Here is a 20,780-nt window from a genome sequence, read left to right on the forward strand (position 1 = left end):
ACATGCTTGAGATACCCCTGGTGCAGATAGAGTCAACCTGGACCCAATAGCGAGCTGTACCCGACACGCGCGGTAATATCAGCAATGCCGAACTCGCTGCCAGGTGCTTCACCGGGTCAGTTTCGTATACACCCCAGTCTTCGGCCAGCAGCGGATCCAACGAGCTGCGGTCGCGGCATTGCAGCACACCACCTGCGCAAGTTGTGAGGGGGGCAGTTGCATGCTGGACTCAAATCGAAAGAGCCGGTGTCCCCCGGGCTTTGAAAGCGGACCGCGACCGGGTATCCCGGTCAGACGGCGGAAACAAAAAAGCCCCAGCTTCCGCCGGGGGCTTCTATGTCACAGTGCCATTAAAGAACCGGAGAGGTGTGCACCTGTCAATCGCTGGACGGGCGGCGTATTAGCGCGTAGGGACCATCCGAACGCAGGAACGGCCTTAGATCGTAGAAGGAGACCAGAACTGACCAGGTGCCACATACGTATGGGGCCACCTGATATGGTGGGAAAAGAAAAGTTAGCCCATATTCAGACATGCTAAACGACCCGAAATTCTCTGAGGAGGCACCAGCACCCCGTTGGAGCCATTCGATGTTTTCAGGACTCGGGTCCCGCCCAAACCTGAGCCAATACTCTTTTCGCAGTTCTGTTATGCATACCGCACTTATTACCTCCAAAGCGGGTTCCAGCTCAACAAACAGATCGCCAAGCTCAAATTGCACCAAAAATGGATCCAGAACGAAATTGTAAGTCTCAAAGTGAGAATTAGGGTGAGCGGCACCCGCTCCATACCAACCAACGTTATAAACGACACTAAGAACGCGATCTGAAGCATAGGCAATCTGGTAGTCGTCCCAGCGCCCGTTCGACGCGGCATCGCGATAGTTCCCCTCAAACAACTCAGGGCTCTGCTCCCATGTCTTTTGCCTCGCGTCCACTGTCACCTTAGCCGCACGCCCCTCGAAGAACCGGCTTAGCTCCTCAGCAAGTGGAATAGCCGACTGCGACGTAAATCTGGGGTAGGCGATTGCGATGTCGTGCCCCGGCAAAGCCTCCCATTTCTCAGAAGTAGCGCGAGGAAGCACGCGAAATATTCCGAATTCAGACCCTTCCTCTACCTTGATCGATTGTTGCTCAGCTGCTAAAGCAAGAGATGCTGAAATACTGCTCTTTGCGAATGGAGTGTCCCATGCAATATGCTGCAACCGTGCAGAGATGTGCGACGGAACCTCGCACGCCTCCAGGAGGATCGGAATTGCATAGACATCGGTCGGCAGTTTATAAACCAACTTCTGTAAAGCCTCATTTGCCTCTCGCTGGACGAAACCTCTTTTTGAAACACTCCTGGGACTCAGCAAGAGAAGAATGACGTTAGCATCGTTAAATGCCTTCTCAATCTCCGCCTCCCAGTTTTGCCCCGGAAGTATGCGCCTTTGATCCATCCAAGGCTCAACGCCGATGGATCCAAGCCAATCGAAAATCTCTAGTGCTGTTGCTTCGTCTTCTCGCGCGTAGCTCACAAATACTTTAAACATAAAAAAGCCCACTCCCCCAAGTTGGGTGAAGCATACTCGGATTACGCAGCTTCAGACACCCGCGCTTCCATGCGAGCACGCACACACTGAAAACTCAGCTCCACCAAGCTCGAGAACGAGGTCAGGCTCACTTCTAGCACTCTCTTCTTTTCAAGAGCAGACAACATTCAATTGCCGTCGCTTATAGCCGTTAGGCAATCATCACAACGGCTCCCACGCATTGACGATGGGAACTCCTGTGGGTTCAAAATCAGAGACATTGCGCGTAACTACCGCCATGCCATGCACAAGCGCCGTCGCCGCGATGAGCGCGTCGCGCTCGCCGCGCTTGTCGGGCACATGCAGCCGGGCGCAGCGTTGCGCCACAGTGGTATCGATCGGCAATGTGCGTCCGGAGAATTCTGGCAATACGTGTTGCTCCAGCCACGCGCGCAGCATGGCACCCTGGGTGGCGTCCTTGCGTTCAATCGAAAGAACGCCCAGCTCCAGCTCCATGACGGTGATGGCCGAGATGAAGAGATCGGCGGCATCGACGCTTTCCGCCCACGCCGCCACATTCGCATCCGCTTTGCCGAGCCGCACCTTGCGCAACTCGGACAGCACGTTGGTGTCGAGCACGTACATCACGAAAGATCAGCCGGCTGGGCTCCGATCGTCACGCGCGGCGGCTCGAACTCGATGTCTGCAACGCCCGGCATCGCCAGCGCATCGGCGATGTTGCGCCGCTGCCTGGTCAACCGTTGGTAGTCCTCGAAGCTCAACAGCACGTGTGCAGGCTTGCCGCGGTCCGTGATGAACACCGGGCCGCTCTTGGTGGCCTTCTTTGCCCGCGTCACGTCCTGATTCAGTTCCCGACTTGATAGGGTTGTGATGGTCATAAGGCGACTCCTGGATCCGCTCAATGTAGTTACGTTACTACAACGATGTTTGAGGGGCAAATGACGGACCAACACGGCGACGAGTGTCTCAGCCAGGCAGCCCTTCCTGTCGAGAACGGGCCGGGTTCTCTCCTAACATCCGCATTTTCAGGAGCGGACAACATGCAGTCGCCGTTGCATGCTGCTGGTAGACCACTAGCAATCGCTACTGCCTGCATCACATCGCCCCACGCAGCTATCGCTGCCAGGACTAGCTCCCCACACTTCTGCTAGTTAACCTGGTGACACGCGAGAGGAGCTATATGGCACGAGGCACAGACTGGTCGCATGAAGAAGTAGAGGCCTGCGTCGCCGACTACCTGCACATGCTCACGCTCGAACTGAACGGCCAGCGGTATAACAAGACCGTCCATGCACGCGCGCTGGCCGAGCGGCTTGACGGGCGCAATCGGGCCGCCATCGAGTTCAAGCACTGCAACATCAGCGCGGCCCTTCTCGCACTCGGCTACCCGTACATCGATGGCTACAAGCCGCGCGGCAACTACCAGACCCTGTTGTTCGACGTGGTGGGAGGTCAGGCGCAGTCGAACGATGCACTACAGGCTGCTGCTCAATCCGCAGTGCTGCGGCCTGCCGTCATGGTCGCCCCAGAGGATACGGATGCCGTATGGGTTCCGGCACCGACAGCGGCACGGGTACGAGAGACACCACCTATCTACCTGCCCAGATTCTCGCCTATCCAACGCGACTACCTGGCACAAGAAGCGCGGAATCAATCGTTGGGCCGGGCCGGCGAGTTGTTCGTAATGGAGTTGGAAACCCGCCGCCTTCATGCAGCCGGCCAAAAACGCCTGGCCAATCGGGTCGAGCACATAGCCGCTTCTCAAGGCGATGGCCTAGGCTACGACGTACTCTCCTACGAGACCGATGGCCGAGAACGACTCATCGAGGTAAAGACCACCGCGTTCGGCATCCTGACTCCATTCCATGTCAGCCGCAACGAACTGGCGCGCTCGGAAGTCGATGCTGACAAATACCGCCTCTATCGTCTCTTCGACTTCCGCGCAAAGCCACGCCTATTCGATCTTCCCGGCGCTATAGCTTCGCATTGCCATCTCGAGGCAAACATGTACATCGCGCGCTTCTAAGACGACGGCCTCACCAACACTACAAGAATGAGATCAGGCTCACTTCCAACATCCGCTCATCTTGAAGAGCAGACAGCATGCGATTGCCTTTGCATGCTGATGGTGGGCCCACCAGGATTCGAACCTGGAACCAAAGGATTATGAGTCCTCTGCTCTAACCGTTGAGCTATAGGCCCGGATGCGTCCGGAGCGGGCGGGCGATGCGTCGGCCGCCGGCTTGGCGCCTCTGGCGTACTCGCTGGGGAGGCGCCGAAGCAGCGTGAGTTTACAGTTCGACGTGGCGCGCTGTCTTCCCGGGACGGGAGCGTCGGGGCTCCCACGCAGCTTACCCCTACGCGTGAAAACGGTAGCGGGCCGTGCTGACGCCCATCAGCAGGGGCCGCAACCTTCCGCCAGCCACAAACAGCGAGCGCCGCTACTGGCCCCCAATGCCAGAGAACATGCTCGCGACGCAAGCAGCGACCTGCTGCGCCTGCCCCTCCGGCACAATGATCTTCACGACTTTACTGCCGGTCCAGTGGAACACGTGGTCATCCAGCAGTTCGATGGCGAGTACGTTCCCGTTGAACGCGTATCTCGCCCGCCTGGTCGCGAATCCATGGATCTGGTCGTCCGCCTCGATGTAGAGGCATCCGGGATCCTCGATCTCGTCCCGGCAGAGCCCGATGTTGTACGGCAGGCCAGCACGCTCTTGGTCGATCAGGAAGCCCAGCGAAAAGTAGCCGTCGTCGCTTTCCTGGTTGTCGACGTCCACTCGCAGCGACTTCAGGATGTCATCCATGCGCCTCTCCCTTGCCCCCCCGTCCCGCTGAGTGGTGGGAGACGCACACAAGGATAGCGCGTCCCCGCGACACCATGGCCGCGCACGCGTCCACGCCGTACCGCACACGATCAATTGCGACTCCTAGTCCTCCAGTCCCAGCACCAACACAGCCAGCGGCGGCACGGTCAACGCCAGCGACGCCGGATGCCCATGCGCGCCGACGTTCTCGGCCCGCACGCTGCCGCCGTTGCCGGTGTTGCTGCCGCCGTAGATCTCACTGTCGGAGTTGAGCAGTTCGCGCCAGCGGCCGGCGCGGGGCACGCCGATGCGGTAGCCGTGATGCACCTGCGGGGTGAGGTTGGCCACCACCAGCAGCGGGGTGTCGCCGCTGCGAGCCTTGCGCAGGTAGGCGAACAGGCTGTTGCCGGCGTCGTCGCCGATGACCCAGGCGAAGCCTTCGGGTTCGTCGTCGCGGGCGTGCAGTGCGGGGTGTTCGGCGTAGAGGCGATTGAGGTCGCGGACCAGGCGCTGGATGCCGCGGTGGTTCGGCTGGTCGAGCAGGTGCCAGGGCAGCGCGGCGTCGTGGTTCCACTCGGTGGGCTGGGCGATTTCGCAGCCCATGAACAGCAGTTTGCGCCCGGGGTGGGTGTACATGTAGCCGAGGTAGGCGCGCAGGTTGGCGAAGCGCTGCCAGTCGTCGCCGGGCATGCGTCCGAGCAGGGAGCGCTTGCCGTGCACCACTTCGTCGTGGGAGATGGGCAGCATGAAGCGCTCGGAATACGCATAGACCATGCTGAAGGTCATCTCGCCGTGGTGGTAGCGGCGGTAGATCGGGTCCAGTTCGATGTAGTGCAGGCTGTCGTGCATCCAGCCCATGTTCCATTTGTAGTCGAAGCCCAGGCCGCCGTGGGCGAGGTCGGCGGTGACGCCGGGCCAGGCGGTGGATTCTTCGGCGATGGTCATGGCGCCCGGCGCCTGCTCGGCCACCACCTGGTTGAGCCGGCGCAGGAAGGCGATGCTCTCGTAGTTCTCGCGGCCGCCGTGGATGTTGGGCACCCACTCGCCGGCGTTGCGGCTGTAGTCGCGGTAGAGCATGGAGGCGACGGCGTCCACGCGCAGGCCGTCGACGTGGTAGCGCTGCAGGAATTCCAGCGCGCTGGCGATCAGGAAGCCGGAGACTTCGCGACGGCCGTGGTTGTAGATGAGGGTATTCCAGTCGCGGTGGAAACCTTCGCGCGGGTCGGCGTGTTCGTACAGGGCGGTGCCGTCGAAGTGGGCCAGGCCGTGCGCGTCGGTGGGGAAATGCGCCGGCACCCAGTCGACGATGACGCCGATGTCCTCGCGGTGGCAGCGATCGACGAAGCGGGCGAAGCCTTCCGGGCTGCCGAAGCGCGCGGTGGGCGCGAACAGGCCCAGCGGCTGGTAGCCCCAGGAGCCGCCGAACGGGTGTTCGGTGACCGGCAGCAGTTCGATGTGGGTGAAGCCCATGTCGGCCACGTAGGGAATCAGCCGCTCGGCCAGCGCGTCCCAATCGAGCATGCTGCCGTCGGCGGCGTGCATCCACGAGCCGGCGTGCACTTCGTACACGCTGATCGGCGCCTGCGGGGCGTGGCGGCGCGCGCGCGTGGCCATCCAGGCGTCGTCGCGCCACTGGAACGGTGTGGGGTCGGCGACGATGGAGGCGGTGCCGGGCGCCAGTTCGGCCTGGCGCGCGACCGGGTCGGCCTTGGCCGGCAGTTCTTCGCCGCGCGGGCCGCGCAGGGCGAACTTGTAGCGGGCGCCGGGGCCGACGCCGGGCACGAACAGCTCCCACACGCCGGCCTGGTGGCGCAGGCGCATCGGGTGGCGGCGCGCGTCCCAACTGTTGAAGTCGCCGATCACCGCCACGCGCGGGGCGTTGGGCGCCCACACTGCGAAGCGGGTGCCGCGCTCGCCGTCGACCTCGACCACGTTGGCGCCCAGCGCATCGGCCAGGTGCAGATGATGGCCTTCGGCGATCAGGTGCAGGTCGAAGTCGCTCAGTTGTGGGCCGAAGGCGTAGGCGTCGGCGGTGTACTGCTCGCCGCCGGGCCAGCGGATGCGCAGGCGGTAGCGCCCTTCGCCCGGCAGTTCGGCATGGAAGAAGCCTTCCGGCCCCTGCTGCAGCGGCACTTCGCTGCCGTCCTCCAGCACCGCCAGCACCGCATCGGCGCCCGGCTGGTAGCTGCGCAGCACGCGCGCCTCGCCGAGGCGATGCGCACCCAGCACGGCGAACGGGTCGCCGTGGCGGGCAGTGGCGAAGGCGCGTTGCGTCGCGTCGTCCCAGACGTGGACGGCATCACTCATCGAATCGACTCCTGGGGCGCGGGAAAGCGGTCGAGTATGCGCAACAGTCCCTGTATGGGCACCATGATCCATGCCGGGCGATTGGCGGCCTCGTAGCGAATTTCGTAGCAGGCCTTCTCGATCAGGAACAGCAAGGTGGTGGCCTCGAACGCGGCCGGCGCCACCCACGGATGCGGGCTGACATCGAGCACGCCGCGATAGGCGGCCAGGAACGCGGCGCTGGCGCGGCTGCGGAACGCGGCCAGGTATTGCTCCTGCGCGGTGTCCAGGCCGGCGCCGACGCGTGCGGCGGTGCCCTCCTCGCCGCGCGCGGAGACTTCACTGGCGTAGTCCAGCGAGCGCAGGAAGCCGGCCACGTCGTGCAGCGGGCTGGCCTTGGCGCGGCGTTCGTCCAGCGACTTGGCCGGCTCGCCTTCGAAGTCGATCAGCACCACGTCGTCGAACGCGACCAGGATCTGGCCGAGGTGGAAATCGCCATGCACGCGGGTCAGCAGCGCACCCGACAACAGCGACGGCGCCTGCTGCAGCCAGGCATCCAAACGCGCACGCTCGGCCAGCAGGCTGTCCACCGCGGCGTGTTCGGCCGGGTCGTCGTTGGCGTCGCGATGCGCCAGCAGGGTGTCCCACATCGCCTGCACCTCGTGCACCACGCCGTCCACCACCTGCTGCGCGGCGGCCGCGTCCACCGGCTGCGGCGCGAAGGCGGGCGCGTCGGTGGGTTGCGCCAGCACCGCGTGCAGTTCGGCCAGGCGCCGGCCGACCAGCGCGGCGAAGGCGTCATAGCCGGCCACGCTCTCCAGCCGCGCCGCATCGTCCTGGGCGGCATCGTATTCCTCGGCACCACGTGCGAGATGATCCAGGGTCCAGCGCCAGGCGTCGCCCTGGTTGCGCACGAAGCCCTGCAGCAGCGCCAGCGTGGTCTCGCTGCCGTCGGCCTCGACGCGGGCGACATGGCCCAGCAGCGGCGCGGCGTTGGCGTAGCCCAGCGCAGTGAGGCGCTCGCCGATCTCGATCTCCGGATTGATGCCGGCCGACACGCGCCGCAGCAGCTTGAACACCGCCGCATCGCCGACGATCAGCGAGCTGTTGCTCTGCTCGGCCGACAGCCAGCGGATCTCCGGGTCGGCGGGGATGTCCACGCGCTGCAATGCGGGCGTCGGGCAGAAGCGGATGCGCTCGGCAGCCATCTCGTTGCCAGCGTCACCGTCCACGCGCAGCTCCGCCTTGTCGCGCAGCGCGGCGAGCATGCTCAGGGTGAAGGGCTTCAGCGCGAAGGCGTCGGTCAGGTAGCCAACCTCGCGGCCGTGGCGCACGCGCGCCAGCGCCAACTGTTCGGCCAGCACGCTCGGCTGCTCGCGCTCCCAGACGATGCCCAGCGGCAGGATGTAGCGCTCGTGGGCGCCGTCGTCCAGCTCCGCCTCGATCTCCAGCAGGGTCAGGCCGTCTCCGCCGGACAGCGGCGTGCGCAGAGCGATGCGTACGCTGCGCAGCGCGCGGTCCTTGGCCGCGAACCAGCGCCGCGTGGACAGCCACGCCGGCAGGATGTCGCGTTCCAGCGTCGGCAGATGCGCCTGCAGGCCGGCGCTATCGACCGTATTGCGCAGCACCAGGGTCTGGTAGTCCGGCAGCGGCACCGGCGCCGGCACGTGCCAGTCCGGCAGCGTGGCATTGCCGACCAGTTGGAAAGCGTAGAAACCGAACGCCGGCACGGTGAGCAGATAGGTCAGGCGCCCGATCGGCGGGAAGCTGCCGCCGCCGAGGATGTCCACCGGCACCCGGCCCTCGAACTCGGACAGGTCCAGTTCCACCGCCTGCAGCGTATGCGAGAGGTTGGCCACGCACAGCACGGTCTCGTCCTCGTGGCAGCGTAGGTAGGCGAGCAGGCGGCGGTTGCCCGGATACAGGAAGCGCAGCGCACCGCGACCGAAGGCGCGGTAGCGCTTGCGCACCGACAGCACGCGGCGGGTCCAGGTCAGCAGCGAGTACTGGTCGCGCTGCTGCGCTTCCACGTTGACCGCCTGGAAGCCGTACAGCGGGTCCATGATCGGCGGCAGCACCAGCGCGGCGGGATCGGCGCGCGAGAAGCCGCCGTTGCGGTCGATCGACCATTGCATCGGCGTGCGTACGCCGTCGCGATCGCCGAGATGGATGTTGTCGCCCATGCCGATCTCGTCGCCGTAGTACAGCACCGGCGTGCCGGGCATGGTCAGCAGCAGCGAGGTCATCAGTTCGATGCGGCGGCGGTCGCGCTCCAGCAGCGGCGCCAGGCGCCGGCGGATGCCCAGGTTGATGCGCGCGCGGCGGTCGGCGGCATAGGTCTGCCACAGGTAGTCGCGCTCGGAGTCGGTGACCATCTCCAGGGTCAGTTCGTCGTGGTTGCGCAGGAAGATCGCCCACTGGCAACTCTCCGGGATCTCCGGGGTCTGGCGCATGATGTCGGTGATCGGGAAGCGGTCCTCGCGCGCGATCGCCATGTACATGCGCGGCATCAGCGGGAAGTGGAACGCCATGTGGCATTCGTCGGCGTTCTCGCCGAAGTACTGCTGAGTGTCCTCCGGCCACATGTTGGCCTCGGCCAGCAGCATGCGGTCGGGGTACTCGGCATCGAGCGTGGCGCGGATGCGGCGCAGGATGGCGTGGGTCTCGGGCAGATTCTCGTTCGAGGTGCCCTCGCGCTCGATCAGGTACGGCACCGCGTCCAGGCGCAGGCCGTCCACGCCCAGGTCCAGCCAGAAGCGCATCACTTCCAGCACGGCTTCCATGACCGCCGGGTTGTCGAAGTTCAGATCCGGTTGGTGCGAGTAGAAGCGGTGCCAGAAGTACTGGCCGGCTTCCGGGTCCCAGGTCCAGTTGGACTTCTCGGTATCGCAGAAGATGACGCGGGTGCCGGCGTAGTCCTGGTCGCTGTCGGACCACACGTAGAACGCGCGCTCCGGCGAGCCGGCCGGGGCCATGCGCGCACGCTGGAACCAGGGATGCTGGTCGGAGGTGTGGTTGATCACCAGCTCGGTGACGATGCGGATGCCGCGCGCATGCGCCTGCTCCACGAAACGCTGGAAGTCGGCGATGCTGCCGTAGTCCGGGTGCACCGCCATGTACTCGGCGATGTCGTAGCCGTCGTCGCGGCGCGGGCTGGGGTAGAACGGCAGCAGCCAGATCGTGTCCACGCCCAGGTCGGCGATGTAGTCGAGCTTGGAGATCAGCCCGGGGAAATCGCCGATGCCGTCGTCGTTGGAGTCGAAGAACGACTTGACGTGCACCTGGTAGATGATCGCGTCCTTGTACCAGCGCGCATCGCCGACCGGTGCGCGCGGCTCGAGGTGGGGGGACGACGGCGCGGCGACATTCATGCAGGAACTCCGGCGCGGATGCGCCACAGGGAGAACGGCCGCGACGGATCGAGGCGGATGTGTTGGGTCTTGCCGTACCAGGCGAAGTCGTGGCCGTCCCACAGGTCGCGCACGGCGACGCTGGCATGGTCGGGCAGGCCCAGTTCCCACAGCGGCACCTCGATCTGCGCGTTCTGCGCCGCATGCGGATCCAGGCTCACCGCCACCAGCACCAGGCTGCGCCCGCGCGCCAGGTGCGCTTCATCGAGGAACTTGCCGAAGTACAGCACCTGCTCGTTGTGCGCGACGTAGAAGCGCGTGCCCAGGTGCGACTGCAGCTCCGGATGCTGGCGGCGCAGCAGGTTGAGGCGGGTGATCTCCTCGACGATGTCGCCCGGGGCGCGCTCGGGCCACACCCGCAACTGGTACTTCTCCGAGTCGAGGTACTCCTCCTTGCCCGGCAGCGGCGTGGCCTCGCACAGTTCGAAGCCCTGGTACATGCCCCACAGCCCGGACAGCGTGGTGGCCAGCGCGGCGCGGATCAGGTGCCCGCTGCGCCCGCTGTGCTGCAGGAACAGCGGATTGATGTCCGGGGTGTTGACGAAAAAGTGCGGGCGGAAGCACTCGCTGGGCGCGCCGCTGTTGAGTTCCTCGATGTAGGCCTGCAGTTCGGCCTTGTGCTGGCGCCAAGTGAAATAGGTATAGGACTGCGAGAAGCCGACCTTGGCCAGCCGGTACATCGGCTTGGGCCGGGTGAAGGCCTCGGACAGGAACACCACTTGCGGATGGCGCCCGCGCACCTCGGCGATCAACCATTCCCAGAACGGGAACGGCTTGGTGTGCGGGTTGTCGACACGGAACAAGGTGACGCCCTCGTTGACCCAGAACAGCACCGCATCGCGCAGCGCATTCCACAGCGCCGGCACCGCGCCGCTGGCGTAGAAGTCGACGTTGACGATGTCCTGGTACTTCTTCGGCGGATTCTCCGCGTACGGGATGGAGCCGTCGACGCGCCAGGTGAACCAGTCCGGATGGTCGCGCAGCCACGGATGGTCTGGGGCGCACTGGATGGCGAAGTCCAGCGCCAGCTCCAGGCCGTGCTCGGCCGCGGCGACACGCAGGCGGCGAAAACCGTCGAGCCCGCCCAGTTCGGGATGCACCTCGGTATGGCCGCCCTCGGCCGAGCCGATCGCATACGGGCTGCCGGGTTCGCCCGGCTCGGCGGTCACCGCGTTGTTGCGGCCCTTGCGGTTCTTCTCGCCGATGGGATGGATCGGCGGCATGTACAGCACGTCGAAGCCCATCGCCTGGATGTGCGGCAGCCGCGCGATCACGTCGTCGAAGGTGCCGTGGCGCTGCGGATCGCCGCTCTGCGAGCGCGGGAACAGTTCGTACCAACTGGCGAAGTGCGCCGCGCGGCGTTCGGCCTCGACCCGGAAGGTCATCGGGTATTCGGTGCGGAACGGCTTGGCGTCGGCGCGCGCCATCGCGTCGGCGGTGTCGGGTTCGAGCAGCAGCTGCGCCTTCTCGGCCAGGTCGTCGGTGCGGGCGATGCGGGTCGCGATGGCCTTCAGCCGCGTGGCGAGCGCGCCGCGGCTACGGCCACGTGCGGCCTCGACCTGGGCCAGTGCTTCCTGCACGTCCACCGACAGCAAGGTGCCGGCGGCGCGCTTCTTTTCCAGGTCGGCGTGGGTGGTGGCGTAGACGTCGCGCCAGGCTTCGATGCGGAACTCGTAGCGGCCCAGGCGCTGCAGCGGGAACTCGCCGCGCCAGCGGTCGTTGCCGAGCGCGCGCATCGGCGCGCTCGACCAAGTGCGCGCATCGGCGGCGCGCCACAGCAGCGCCACGGCGATGCGGTCGTGGCCGTCGCAGAACGCGTCGGCCTCCACGCACACGCGGTCGCCGACGGTGCGTTTGACCGGGAAGCGTCCGTCGTCCACCGACGGCGTCACCGCCTCGATGCACACCCGCGCCTCGCCGGCGGCGATCTCGGCCGGTGTGCGTGCGCGCGCGGCGGTCAGTACCGGGCGCGCCGGCAGGCTGCGATAGATGCGCACCTCGCCCGCTTCCAGGGTGCCGCCCTGCTCGCCTTGGATCGGCTCGCCTTGGTCGCTGAGCAGGCCTTCGCTGTCGCCCAGCAGGCGCAGCAGCGCCGGCCCGGGCACCGGCAGTAGGTGGTCGCGGTCGCTGTTGAGCAGCACCAGCCATGGCGCGGCATCCAGCGGCTCCACCGCCACCGCGGTGAGCGCGCCGTCGCGCAGCAGTGGGCGCAGGCGCAGCGACGCGTTGGCGTCGGGCAGCGATGCTGACAGCGGGGACGCATCCCCCTCGGATATGCCGTGCTGCGCAGGCGCGGGCTGCCCGTGTTCCGTCGATGTGTCCTGCGCGGCGATCGCCCAGGCCCCACCAAAGGCAGCCGCTAGGCGCTGCCGCTGCGCGCGCGGCAAGGGCAGTGGCGTATCCGAGGCCGTCTCGGCATCGACGGTGGCGACCACGCAACGCGCCAGAGCACGCAAGGCGCTGTCCTCATCGAAGAACCAGTCGCCGCGGCCGTCCCACCAAGCCAGGGAGGAGAAGGCGGCATCGAAGCCGGCGCCGGCCAAGCCGCGCAAGGCGTCCAGGCCCAGGCCGGGCGTCCAGGCCAGCAGCCGCGCCTGCGGCGCCTGTGCGTGGACCCCGTCGATCAGCGTGCGCCACAACGGCGCCGGAATGCGCCCTGGCTGCAGCACGCGGAAGCCGGCTACGCCGCTGCGCAGCCAGTCGACCAGGCGCGCACTCCACCACTGCGCCAGGCCCGCCCCTTCTTCGGCGGAGGCGAAGCGGCCCACCGCGATGTCCGGCGCGGCGCGTTCGGCGCGCGGATCCGGCAGCGCCGAGCTGCGTGCGCGGAACCAGTGCGGGTGTTCCTGCAGCAGGCGGCTGCCGCCGCCGATCTCGTCGATGCGCAGGTCCAGCAGCACGCGCAGCCCATGCTGCTCGGCCCGCTGCAGCCAGTGGCGCAACTGTGTCTGGCCCGCCGCGTCGTCGGCTGCGGGGTCGTGCAGACGGCCCTGCGCATCCTGTGCGAACGGATTGGGCACGACGATGTGATCGCAGCCCTGTGCCTGTGCCGCCGCCATGGCCGTGTCCAGCGCGGCCGCATCGTGAGGAGGAAAGAGGGACAGCAGGCAGACATGCATTCGGAAGATCCCGTTCGACGAATGAGAAGGACACGTCGCCTCTGCGCGCCGTTGCCGGCAGCGCGGACTGCGCCGTCGCATGGCAAGGGCGTCGGAACGGGATGCGCCTGCACGCGGTCGCGCTTTCAGAGATGGCGACGGCGCCGGCGCACCCGGTCCGCGCGATGCGATGCAGCCGCGCTACAAGACCACGAACGCCGCAAATGGAATGTGTGGATGACATTAAATGCGCGTGCATGTGATGCGACGCGCTGTGACAGGGTGTGGCGGCGCACGCTGCGCGACGCCATACGCAATGCGGGCCATGCCGAATTCACGCGATGCTGACGCTCGCGCTTGCGTGGCGCGCGAGGCCGCAGTTTGGCGCAGAGGCCTCGGCCGTCTTCCAGGCGCAGACTCACGCCGGCGTGGCTTCAACGCATCTCCGAACTTACTGCCACTACACCCTATCCGTATGCCGCTGGCCCTTGGGGCCTAACTGCCATGCCGCCGCGACGCGCGAAGTGATGTACCTTCCGATGGCGCAATGCGTCGGGACTGAAGTCCCTCCCACAGTGCACCCCGCAGGCTCGCCGTAAGCCCCTGTGGGAGCGACTTCGTCGCGACCAGTGAAGCCATCCAATGACCGATTGCTACAGCAGTCGGGACTGAAGCCCCTCTCGCAATGCACCCGGCAGGCTCGCCGTAAACCCACGCAGGGATCAACTGTCATGCCGCCGCGACGCGCGACGTGATGTGCGTTTTCCGATCGCCCAATGCGTCGGGACTGAAGTCCCTCCCACAGTGCACCGGGCAGGCTCGCCGCAAGCCCCTGTGGGAGCGACTTCAGTCGCGACGAGTGAAGCCATCCAATGACCGATTGCGACAACAGTCGGGCCTGAAGCCCCCTCTCACAATGCACCCGGCAGGCTCGCCGTAAACCCACGCGGGGATCAACTGTCATGCCGCCGCAACGCTAGAAGTGATGTGCTTTCCGATGGCGCAATGCGTCGGGACTGAAGTCCCTCCCACAGTGCACCCGGCAGGCTCCCCGTAAGCCCCTGTGGGAGCGACTTCGTCGCGACCAGTGAAGCCATCCAATGACCGATTGCTACAGCAGTCGGGACTGAAGCCCCTCTCACAATGCACCCGGCAGGCTCGCCGCAAACTCACGCGGTGATCAACTGTCATGCCGCCGCGATACGCGACGTGACGTGCGTTTTCCGATCGCCCAATGCGTCGGGACTGAAGTCCCTCCCACAGTGCACCGGGCGGGCTCGCCGCAAGCCCCAGTGGGGCGGCTTCAGCCGACAGGGCTCGACCGGAAATGCACCGTCGCGGCTGAAGCCGCTCTTACGGGACATCTCCCGGAATAGGTGGAGCGCCCTTCACTCGCTCATCGAATAGGCGCGCTCGGCGCCGGCCGCGGACCAGGCGGTGTTGGGGGTGGCCTGCAGGGTGAAGCGCAGTTCGCCGCCGGCCATGAGTTCCTCGTGGCGCAGGAACGCGCGGTTCAGCGGCCGCCCGTTGAGGGTGACGCTGCCGACATAGGGGTGCGCGTCGTCCAGGCCGTCGGCGATCACCGTGAAGCGCTTGCCGTTGGGCAGCGCCAGGGTGGCGCGCGGCAGGAACGGGCGGCCGAGGATGTACTGGTTGCTGGCCGGCGCCACCGGGTAGAAGCCCAGCGCGGTGAACACGTACCAGGCCGACATCTGCCCCATGTCGTCGTTGCCGGCCAGGCCGTCCGGGCGCGCCGCGTACTGGCTGCGCATGATCTGCTGCAGCCGCGCCTGGGTGCGCCACGGCTGCCCGGCGTAGGCATACAGATAGGCGACGTGATGGCTGGGTTCGTTGCCGTGCGCATACCAGCCGATCAGCCCGGTGATGTCCTCCATGTGCGCGAACACCTTGGGATCGACCTTGGCGTCGAACACCTGGTCCAGCCGCGCCAGCAGCTTGTCGTCGCCACCGTGCGCACTCGCCAGGCCGGCCACGTCCTGCGGCACGTACCAGGAGTACTGCCAGGCGTTGCCTTCGGTGTAGTCGGTGCCGTAGCCGCTGGCGTCCGGATCGAACGGGGTGCGGAAGCTGCCGTCGCGCTTGCGCGCGCGCATGAAGCCGGTGTCCGGATCGAAGGCGTTGCGCCAGTTGCCGGCACGCTTGGCGAAGGTGGCTGCAACCTCCGTGCGGCCCATGTCCTGCGCCATCTGCGCGATGGTCCAGTCGTCGAAGGCGTATTCCAGGGTCTTGGAAGCGGCCTCGCCTTCCTCGTCGATCGGCACGTAGCCCAGCTCGCGGTACTGGGCGATGCCGTCGTAGGGGCCGTAGTTGGCGCTGGCCACCATGGCCTTGAGCGCGGCGTCGGTGTCGTAGCCGCGGATGCCCTTCATGTACGCGTCGGCGATCACCGGCACCGCGTGGTAGCCGATCATGCACCAGGTCTCCAGGCCGTGGAACGCCCACACCGGCAGCACACCGTAGGGGCTTTCGCGCTGGTGCGCGAGCAGCGAGTTGACGATGTCGTTGGTGCGTTGCGGCGGCTGCACGATGGTCAGCAGCGGATGCAGCGCGCGGTAGGTGTCCCACAGCGAGAACGTCGAATAGTGGGTGTAGCCCTGCGCCTGGTGCACGGCGTTGTCCGGCCCGCGATAGCGGCCGTCGCTGTCCATGAACAGGGTCGGACCGAGCAGGCTGTGGTACAGCGCGGTATAGAACTGGGTGCGCTGCGCGGGCGGCGCGTCCACCTCCACCGCGCCCAGCGCCTGCGCCCATTGCGCGCGCGCCGCGCGGCGCACGCCGTCGAAATCCCAGCCCGGCACCTCGGCGTCGAGATTGGCGATGGCACTGTCCTCGCTGACCGGCGAGATCGCCACCTTCACCAGCAGCGGCCCGCGCAGGGCGTCGCCGAAGTCGAACGAGCCGACCAGTTGCCGGCCTTCGATCTGCGCGCGCTGGGTGGGGTCGTTGTCGCCCGGCGGCGGGAAGCCCTTGTAGGGGATGTCCTGCTCGGTGTTGTGGAAGGCGTGGCCGCGCAGCGGCTGCGAGAAACGCAGGGCGAAGTACAGCTGCCGCCCCGGCGCCCAGCCGCGGGTCTCGCGGAAACCGGTGACGGTGCCGTCGGCGCGCAGGCGCAGCCGCGACCAACTGATCTTGCCCGGGTAGTCGTACAGGCTGGTGCGCAGGTCCAGCAGCACGTGCGCCGGCTGGCCGGCCGGATAGGTGTAGCGGTGCACGCCGACGCGGGCGCTGGCGGTCAGTTCGGCGCGCACCTTGTAGTCGTCCAGGGTCACCGCGTAGTAGCCCGGCTCGGCGCGCTCGTCGTCGTGGCGGAAGCGCGCGCTGTAGCCGCTGCCGGGTGTGTCCGGGTCGCCGCGCTCCAGCCGCACCGCACCGCTGATCGGCATCAGCAGCACGTCGCCCAGGTCGGAGTGGCCGGTGCCGGAGAAGTGCGTATGCGAGAAGCCGACCAGGCTGCGGTCGTCGTAGCGGTAACCCGCCGCCCAGCCGTAGGCGTCCTTGCGCGGCTGGATGCGCGTGTCCGGGCTCAGCTGGACCATGCCGAACGGCACCGTGGCGCCAGGATAGGTGTGGCCCTCGCCGCCGGTACCGATGAAGGGGTCCACCGCGGCCACCGCACGCCCGCCGGCGTTACCGCCCGCCGCCGCGACGGCGGATGCGATCGGCCACAGCGCGGCCAACAGCAGCGCGGCAGCGCCGCCCAGCGTCCTCGAGCTGCGCATGGGCGGCTCCCCGTATCGAATCGATCCAAACGGATAGCACAAAGCCACTGCAATGCCTTGCTGCACTGCAAAATGCGGATCGGATCACGACGGCGCAGGATGAGCGACCTTTTGAACCGGTCTAATCCGCCGTGGCGCCGTCTCCCGCCGACAAACGCGTCACCGTGTCCGACATCGCCGCCGCCTGCGGCGTGTCGCGGGCGACCGTGTCGCTGGTGCTGCGCAACAGCCCGCTGGTGCATGCGGACACGCGCGCGCGGGTGGCGGCGGAGATCGCCCGCCAGGGCTATGTCTACCACCGCGGCGCGGCCAGCCTGCGCGGCCGCGCGTCCAATGCGGTGGCGCTGGTGGTCAACGACCTGGCCAATCCGTTCTTCGCCGAGTTCGCCGGCGGCGTGGACGCGGCGCTGGCCGAGGCCGGCTACGTGATGCTGATGGGCAGCACCGGCGAATCGCCGGAGCGCCAGCAGACCGTGCTGGCCTCGCTGATCGAGCATCACCCGGCGGCGATGATCCTCTCGCCCACCGAGAACACCGACGCGGCGCGGTTGCGCCAGTTGCTGGGGCCGCGCCTGCCGGTGCTGCTGTTCAACCGCGCGCTGGACGGCGACTGGCCGCTGCTGGCGCTGGACAACTGCCGCGGCGCGCGCCTGGCCACCGAACACCTGCTGGCGCAGGGCCACCGCGCCATCGCCTTCTTCGGCGGCCACCGCCAGTCCAGTTCCTGCGCCGAGCGCCGTGCCGGCTACCGCGAGGCGCTGGCCGCCGCCGGCATCGCGGTCGACCCGGCGTGGCTGATCGAATGCGCGCCGACCCGGCTGGAAGCCGCGCGCCAGGCCGGCGCGCTGTGCGCGCGCGACCCGCTGCCGACCGCGCTGGTCTGCTACAACGACGTGGTCGCGCTGGGCCTGGCCAGCGGCCTGGCCGAACGTGGCCGCATCGCCGGCCGCGACTACGCACTGATCGGCTTCGACGACATTCCCGAGGCCGCCGTCGCCACCCCGCCGCTGTCCACCGTCGCCGTCGCCCCGCGCGAGCGCGGCATGCAGGCCGCGCGCCTGGTGCTGGACGCGCTGCGCCACCGCCAGGCCCTGCCTGCGCTTACCATCGCCCCCGCCCGGCTGTGCCTGCGCGCCAGCAGCCGGGTCGCCCTCTCGCCCGTTCCCGGAGTCGCTGCATGAGCCGTCGCCCGCTGTCCAACACCGCCGCCATCGCGGTGGTCAGCATGATCTTCTTCACCTGGGGCGGCCTGACCAGCCTCAACGACGTGTTGATCCCGCATCTGAAAGCCGTGTTCCAGATGAACTACGCGCAGTCGATGCTCATCCAGTTCACCTTCTTCGGCGCCTACTTCCTGATGTCGGTGCCGGCCGGCGCGGTGGTGTCGCGGGTCGGCTACAAGGCCAGCATCGTCATCGGCCTGGTGGTGGCGGCGATCGGCGCGGCGATGTTCTACCCGGCCGCGCGCCTGCCCTCCTACCCACTGTTCCTGACCGCACTGTTCGTGCTGGCCAGCGGCATCACCCTGCTGCAGGTGGCGGCCAATCCGTACATCAGCCTGATCGGTGCCCCGGAGAAGGCGCCGAGCCGGCTCAACTTTGCCCAGGCGCTGAACTCGCTGGGCACCACCGTATTCCCGTGGCTGATCGGCCCGCTGATCCTGGCCGGCGCGGTGCTCGGCGCCGACCAGCTGGCGGCGATGAATCCCGCGCAGCTGTCCGCCTACCGCATTGAGCAGGCGCGCTCGGTGGAGATCCCCTACCTGATGCTGGCCGGCGGCCTGCTGCTGCTGGCGGTGTTCGTGCTGGTGATGCGGGTACCGTCGCTGCGTGAGGACAACGACGCCAGCGCCGAATCGCATCACAGCTTCGCCGACGCGCTGCGCCACCCGCACCTGCTGTGGGGTGTGGTGGCGATCTTCATGTACGTGGGCGCGGAAGTGTCGATCGGCAGCTTCCTGATCAACTACATCTCCGGCCCCACCACCGGTGGCCTGACCGAAGCCGCTGCCAGCCACTATCTGCCGTTCTACTGGGGCGGCGCGATGGTCGGCCGCTTCGCCGGCGCCGCGCTGCTGCAGTTCGTCCCGGCCCGCAAGCTGCTGGCGACCTTCGCCGGCATCGCCTCGCTGCTGCTGATCGCCACCATGCTCAGCACCGGCCATGTGGCGATGTGGAGCGTGATCGCCATCGGCCTGTTCAACTCGATCATGTTCCCGACCATCTTCACCGTGGCCATCGAGCGCCTGGGCGTGCTCACCAGCAAGGCCTCCAGTCTGCTGATCATGGGCATCGTCGGTGGCGCCCTGGTGCCGCTGGCGCAGGGTGCGCTGGCCGACGCCATCGGCATCCAGCACGCCTTCGTGATTCCGCTGCTGTGCTACGCCTACATCGTCTGGTACGGCCTGCGCGGTTCGCGCCTGTCGCCGGAGCTGGCGGCGGCCGCGCCCACCACCGCGCCGACCGCGCGCGTGATGCACTGATCCGTTGATCCGTTCCCGGTGCGGCGGCGGCGCACACGCCGTCGCCGCGCACCAACGCCTTCCCCTCCCTCACCCAGCTCGCCAGCCAACCGTATGAACCTGCCCGCCACGCCCCTGCCCGACTTCGCCGACACCGCCGTCCTGCGCGCGCACATCGCCGACACCATGGCCTTCTACCACCCGCGCGCGATCGACCCGGCGGGCGGCTTCTTCCACTACTTCCGCGACGACGGCAGCGTGTACGACGCCGGCCATCGCCACCTGGTCAGCAGCACCCGCTTCGTCTTCAACTACGCGATGGCGGCGATCGAGTTCGCCGACTCGGCACTGGCCGCCGAATACCTGGACGCCGCGCGCCACGGCCTGCGCTACCTGCGCGAGGTGCACCGCGATACCGCCAGCGGCGGCTACGTGTGGACCCTGCGCGACGGCGTGGCCGAGGACCGCACCCAGCACGCCTACGGCGCCGCCTTCGTGCTGCTGGCCTACGCCACTGCGAAGAAGGCCGGCCTGGACACCGACGCGTGGATGGACGAGACCTGGCAGTTGCTGGAAACCCGCTACTGGGATGCCGCCGCCGGCCTGTACCGCGACGAGGCCACCCCGGAGTGGACGTTCTCCAGCTACCGCGGCCAGAACGCCAACATGCACCTGTGCGAAGCGCTGATCGCCGCCTACGAGGCCAGCGCCGAGCCGCGCTACCTGCAGCGCGCGCTGCTCCTGGCCGACCACATCACCCGCCGCCAGGCGGCACTGGCCGGCGGCCTGGTGTGGGAGCACTACGACGCCGACTGGCAGGTGGACTGGGACTACAACCGCGACAACCCCAAGCACCTGTTCCGGCCGTGGGGTTTCCAGCCCGGCCATCAGGTCGAGTGGTCCAAGCTGCTGGTGCTGCTGCACGGGCACCTGCAGGCGTCCACCGGCACCGCGCCGGCGTGGCTGCTGCCGACCGCGCGGCACCTGTTCGACACCGCCCTGGCGCACGGCTGGGACGCGCAGCATGGCGGCATCGTCTACGGCTTCGCCTCCGGCACCGAAGACGCGCCGGTGGTCGGCGTGCCCGACGTGGCCGCGGCGCCGACCTACTTCTGCGACGACGACAAGTACTTCTGGGTGCAGGCCGAAGCCATCGCCGCGGCCTCGCGGTTGCTGGCCGCCACCGGCGATGCCACGTATCGCGCCGTCTACGACAAGCTGTGGGCATATTCCTGGGAGCACCTGGTCGACCACCGCTACGGCGCCTGGTTCCGCATCCTCAGCCGCGACAACCGCAGCTACAGCGACGAGAAGAGCCCGGCCGGCAAGACCGACTACCACACCATGGGCGCCTGCCACGACGTGCTGGCGGTGATGCGCGGCAGCAAGGCGTTCGCGTAGGCGAATAGCGCGGAGATGCACTGCGGGAGCGACTTCAGTCGCGAC

The 20,780-nt window shown here is 67.3% G+C and carries 12 protein-coding genes and 1 tRNA gene; 4 read left to right on the plus strand and 9 right to left on the minus strand.

The window, feature by feature from the left end; all coding sequences use genetic code 11:
* Window positions 1-377: 377 nt before the first annotated feature.
* From CEK69_RS08175 to CEK69_RS08185, 3 genes are all read right to left on the minus strand, one after another.
* Window positions 378-1,532, minus strand: a complete 1,155-nt coding sequence (locus CEK69_RS08175) for a TIR domain-containing protein (protein WP_082028925.1) — start codon at window positions 1,530-1,532, stop codon at window positions 378-380.
* A 201-nt stretch (window positions 1,533-1,733) separates the two neighbouring features.
* Window positions 1,734-2,156 (minus strand): type II toxin-antitoxin system VapC family toxin, encoded by a 423-nt coding sequence (locus tag CEK69_RS08180; RefSeq protein WP_043094583.1) that lies wholly within the window; start codon window positions 2,154-2,156, stop codon window positions 1,734-1,736.
* Entirely contained in the window at window positions 2,156-2,410 is a 255-nt protein-coding gene (locus CEK69_RS08185) for a type II toxin-antitoxin system Phd/YefM family antitoxin (protein WP_043094581.1), read from the minus strand. Before CEK69_RS08185 ends, CEK69_RS08180 begins: the two co-directional genes overlap by 1 nt.
* 365 nt (window positions 2,411-2,775) lie before the next feature.
* Here CEK69_RS08185 and CEK69_RS08190 point away from each other — a divergent pair, with 365 nt between their 5' ends.
* Entirely contained in the window at window positions 2,776-3,558 is a 783-nt protein-coding gene (locus CEK69_RS08190; protein WP_043095509.1) for a DUF3883 domain-containing protein, read from the plus strand.
* Window positions 3,559-3,658: 100 nt separating this feature from the next.
* Here CEK69_RS08190 and CEK69_RS08195 read toward each other — a convergent pair.
* From CEK69_RS08195 to CEK69_RS08220, 6 genes are all read right to left on the minus strand, one after another.
* Window positions 3,659-3,734, minus strand: a tRNA-Ile gene (locus CEK69_RS08195).
* A gap of 239 nt (window positions 3,735-3,973) precedes the next feature.
* Window positions 3,974-4,339: a hypothetical protein gene (locus tag CEK69_RS08200; RefSeq protein WP_043094579.1), complete on the minus strand. Its 366-nt coding sequence runs from the start codon at window positions 4,337-4,339 to the stop codon at window positions 3,974-3,976.
* Between the two features lie 123 nt (window positions 4,340-4,462).
* Window positions 4,463-6,646 carry a 1,4-alpha-glucan branching protein GlgB gene (gene glgB / locus CEK69_RS08205; protein ID WP_152244950.1) on the minus strand — a complete coding sequence of 728 codons (2,184 nt, stop codon included), beginning with the start codon at window positions 6,644-6,646 and terminating at the stop codon, window positions 4,463-4,465.
* Complete coding sequence (treS, locus tag CEK69_RS08210) at window positions 6,643-9,996, minus strand: maltose alpha-D-glucosyltransferase (protein WP_152244952.1); 3,354 nt, start codon at window positions 9,994-9,996, stop codon at window positions 6,643-6,645. The genes glgB and treS overlap by 4 nt, the downstream gene beginning before the upstream one ends.
* Window positions 9,993-13,094, minus strand: a complete 3,102-nt coding sequence (locus CEK69_RS08215) for an alpha-1,4-glucan--maltose-1-phosphate maltosyltransferase (protein ID WP_226975094.1) — start codon at window positions 13,092-13,094, stop codon at window positions 9,993-9,995. The genes treS and CEK69_RS08215 overlap by 4 nt, the downstream gene beginning before the upstream one ends.
* Before the next feature lie 1,427 nt (window positions 13,095-14,521).
* Window positions 14,522-16,873 (minus strand): GH92 family glycosyl hydrolase, encoded by a 2,352-nt coding sequence (locus CEK69_RS08220; RefSeq protein ID WP_152244956.1) that lies wholly within the window; start codon window positions 16,871-16,873, stop codon window positions 14,522-14,524.
* A gap of 131 nt (window positions 16,874-17,004) precedes the next feature.
* On the opposite strand from CEK69_RS08220, the gene CEK69_RS08225 reads away from it, so the two are divergent.
* The 3 genes from CEK69_RS08225 to CEK69_RS08235 all read left to right on the plus strand — a co-directional run bounded on the left by CEK69_RS08225 (window position 17,005) and on the right by CEK69_RS08235 (window position 20,735).
* Window positions 17,005-18,054 carry a LacI family DNA-binding transcriptional regulator gene (locus CEK69_RS08225; protein WP_152244958.1) on the plus strand — a complete coding sequence of 350 codons (1,050 nt, stop codon included), beginning with the start codon at window positions 17,005-17,007 and terminating at the stop codon, window positions 18,052-18,054.
* Complete coding sequence (locus tag CEK69_RS08230; protein WP_152244960.1) at window positions 18,051-19,355, plus strand: sugar MFS transporter; 1,305 nt, start codon at window positions 18,051-18,053, stop codon at window positions 19,353-19,355. Before CEK69_RS08225 ends, CEK69_RS08230 begins: the two co-directional genes overlap by 4 nt.
* A gap of 93 nt (window positions 19,356-19,448) precedes the next feature.
* Window positions 19,449-20,735 (plus strand): AGE family epimerase/isomerase, encoded by a 1,287-nt coding sequence (locus tag CEK69_RS08235; protein ID WP_152244962.1) that lies wholly within the window; start codon window positions 19,449-19,451, stop codon window positions 20,733-20,735.
* Window positions 20,736-20,780: the final 45 nt, after the last annotated feature.

It is taken from the genome of Xanthomonas sp. LMG 12462, from assembly GCF_009192885.1.
GTDB classification, from domain to species: Bacteria; Pseudomonadota; Gammaproteobacteria; order Xanthomonadales; family Xanthomonadaceae; genus Xanthomonas_A; species Xanthomonas_A sontii.

Excerpts from the sequence above, each read along its gene's own strand:
- CEK69_RS08175 (WP_082028925.1), bottom strand. The coding sequence starts at position 1,532 with ATGTTTAAAGTATTTGTGAGCTACGCGCGAGAAGACGAAGCAACAGCA.
- CEK69_RS08180 (WP_043094583.1), bottom strand. The coding sequence starts at position 2,156 with ATGTACGTGCTCGACACCAACGTGCTGTCCGAGTTGCGCAAGGTGCGG.
- CEK69_RS08185 (WP_043094581.1), bottom strand. The coding sequence starts at position 2,410 with ATGACCATCACAACCCTATCAAGTCGGGAACTGAATCAGGACGTGACG.
- CEK69_RS08190 (WP_043095509.1), top strand. The coding sequence starts at position 2,776 with ATGCTCACGCTCGAACTGAACGGCCAGCGGTATAACAAGACCGTCCAT.
- CEK69_RS08200 (WP_043094579.1), bottom strand. The coding sequence starts at position 4,339 with ATGGATGACATCCTGAAGTCGCTGCGAGTGGACGTCGACAACCAGGAA.
- glgB (WP_152244950.1), bottom strand. The coding sequence starts at position 6,646 with ATGAGTGATGCCGTCCACGTCTGGGACGACGCGACGCAACGCGCCTTC.
- treS (WP_152244952.1), bottom strand. The coding sequence starts at position 9,996 with ATGAATGTCGCCGCGCCGTCGTCCCCCCACCTCGAGCCGCGCGCACCG.
- CEK69_RS08215 (WP_226975094.1), bottom strand. The coding sequence starts at position 13,094 with ATGGCGGCGGCACAGGCACAGGGCTGCGATCACATCGTCGTGCCCAAT.
- CEK69_RS08220 (WP_152244956.1), bottom strand. The coding sequence starts at position 16,873 with ATGCGCAGCTCGAGGACGCTGGGCGGCGCTGCCGCGCTGCTGTTGGCC.
- CEK69_RS08230 (WP_152244960.1), top strand. The coding sequence starts at position 18,051 with ATGAGCCGTCGCCCGCTGTCCAACACCGCCGCCATCGCGGTGGTCAGC.
- CEK69_RS08235 (WP_152244962.1), top strand. The coding sequence starts at position 19,449 with ATGAACCTGCCCGCCACGCCCCTGCCCGACTTCGCCGACACCGCCGTC.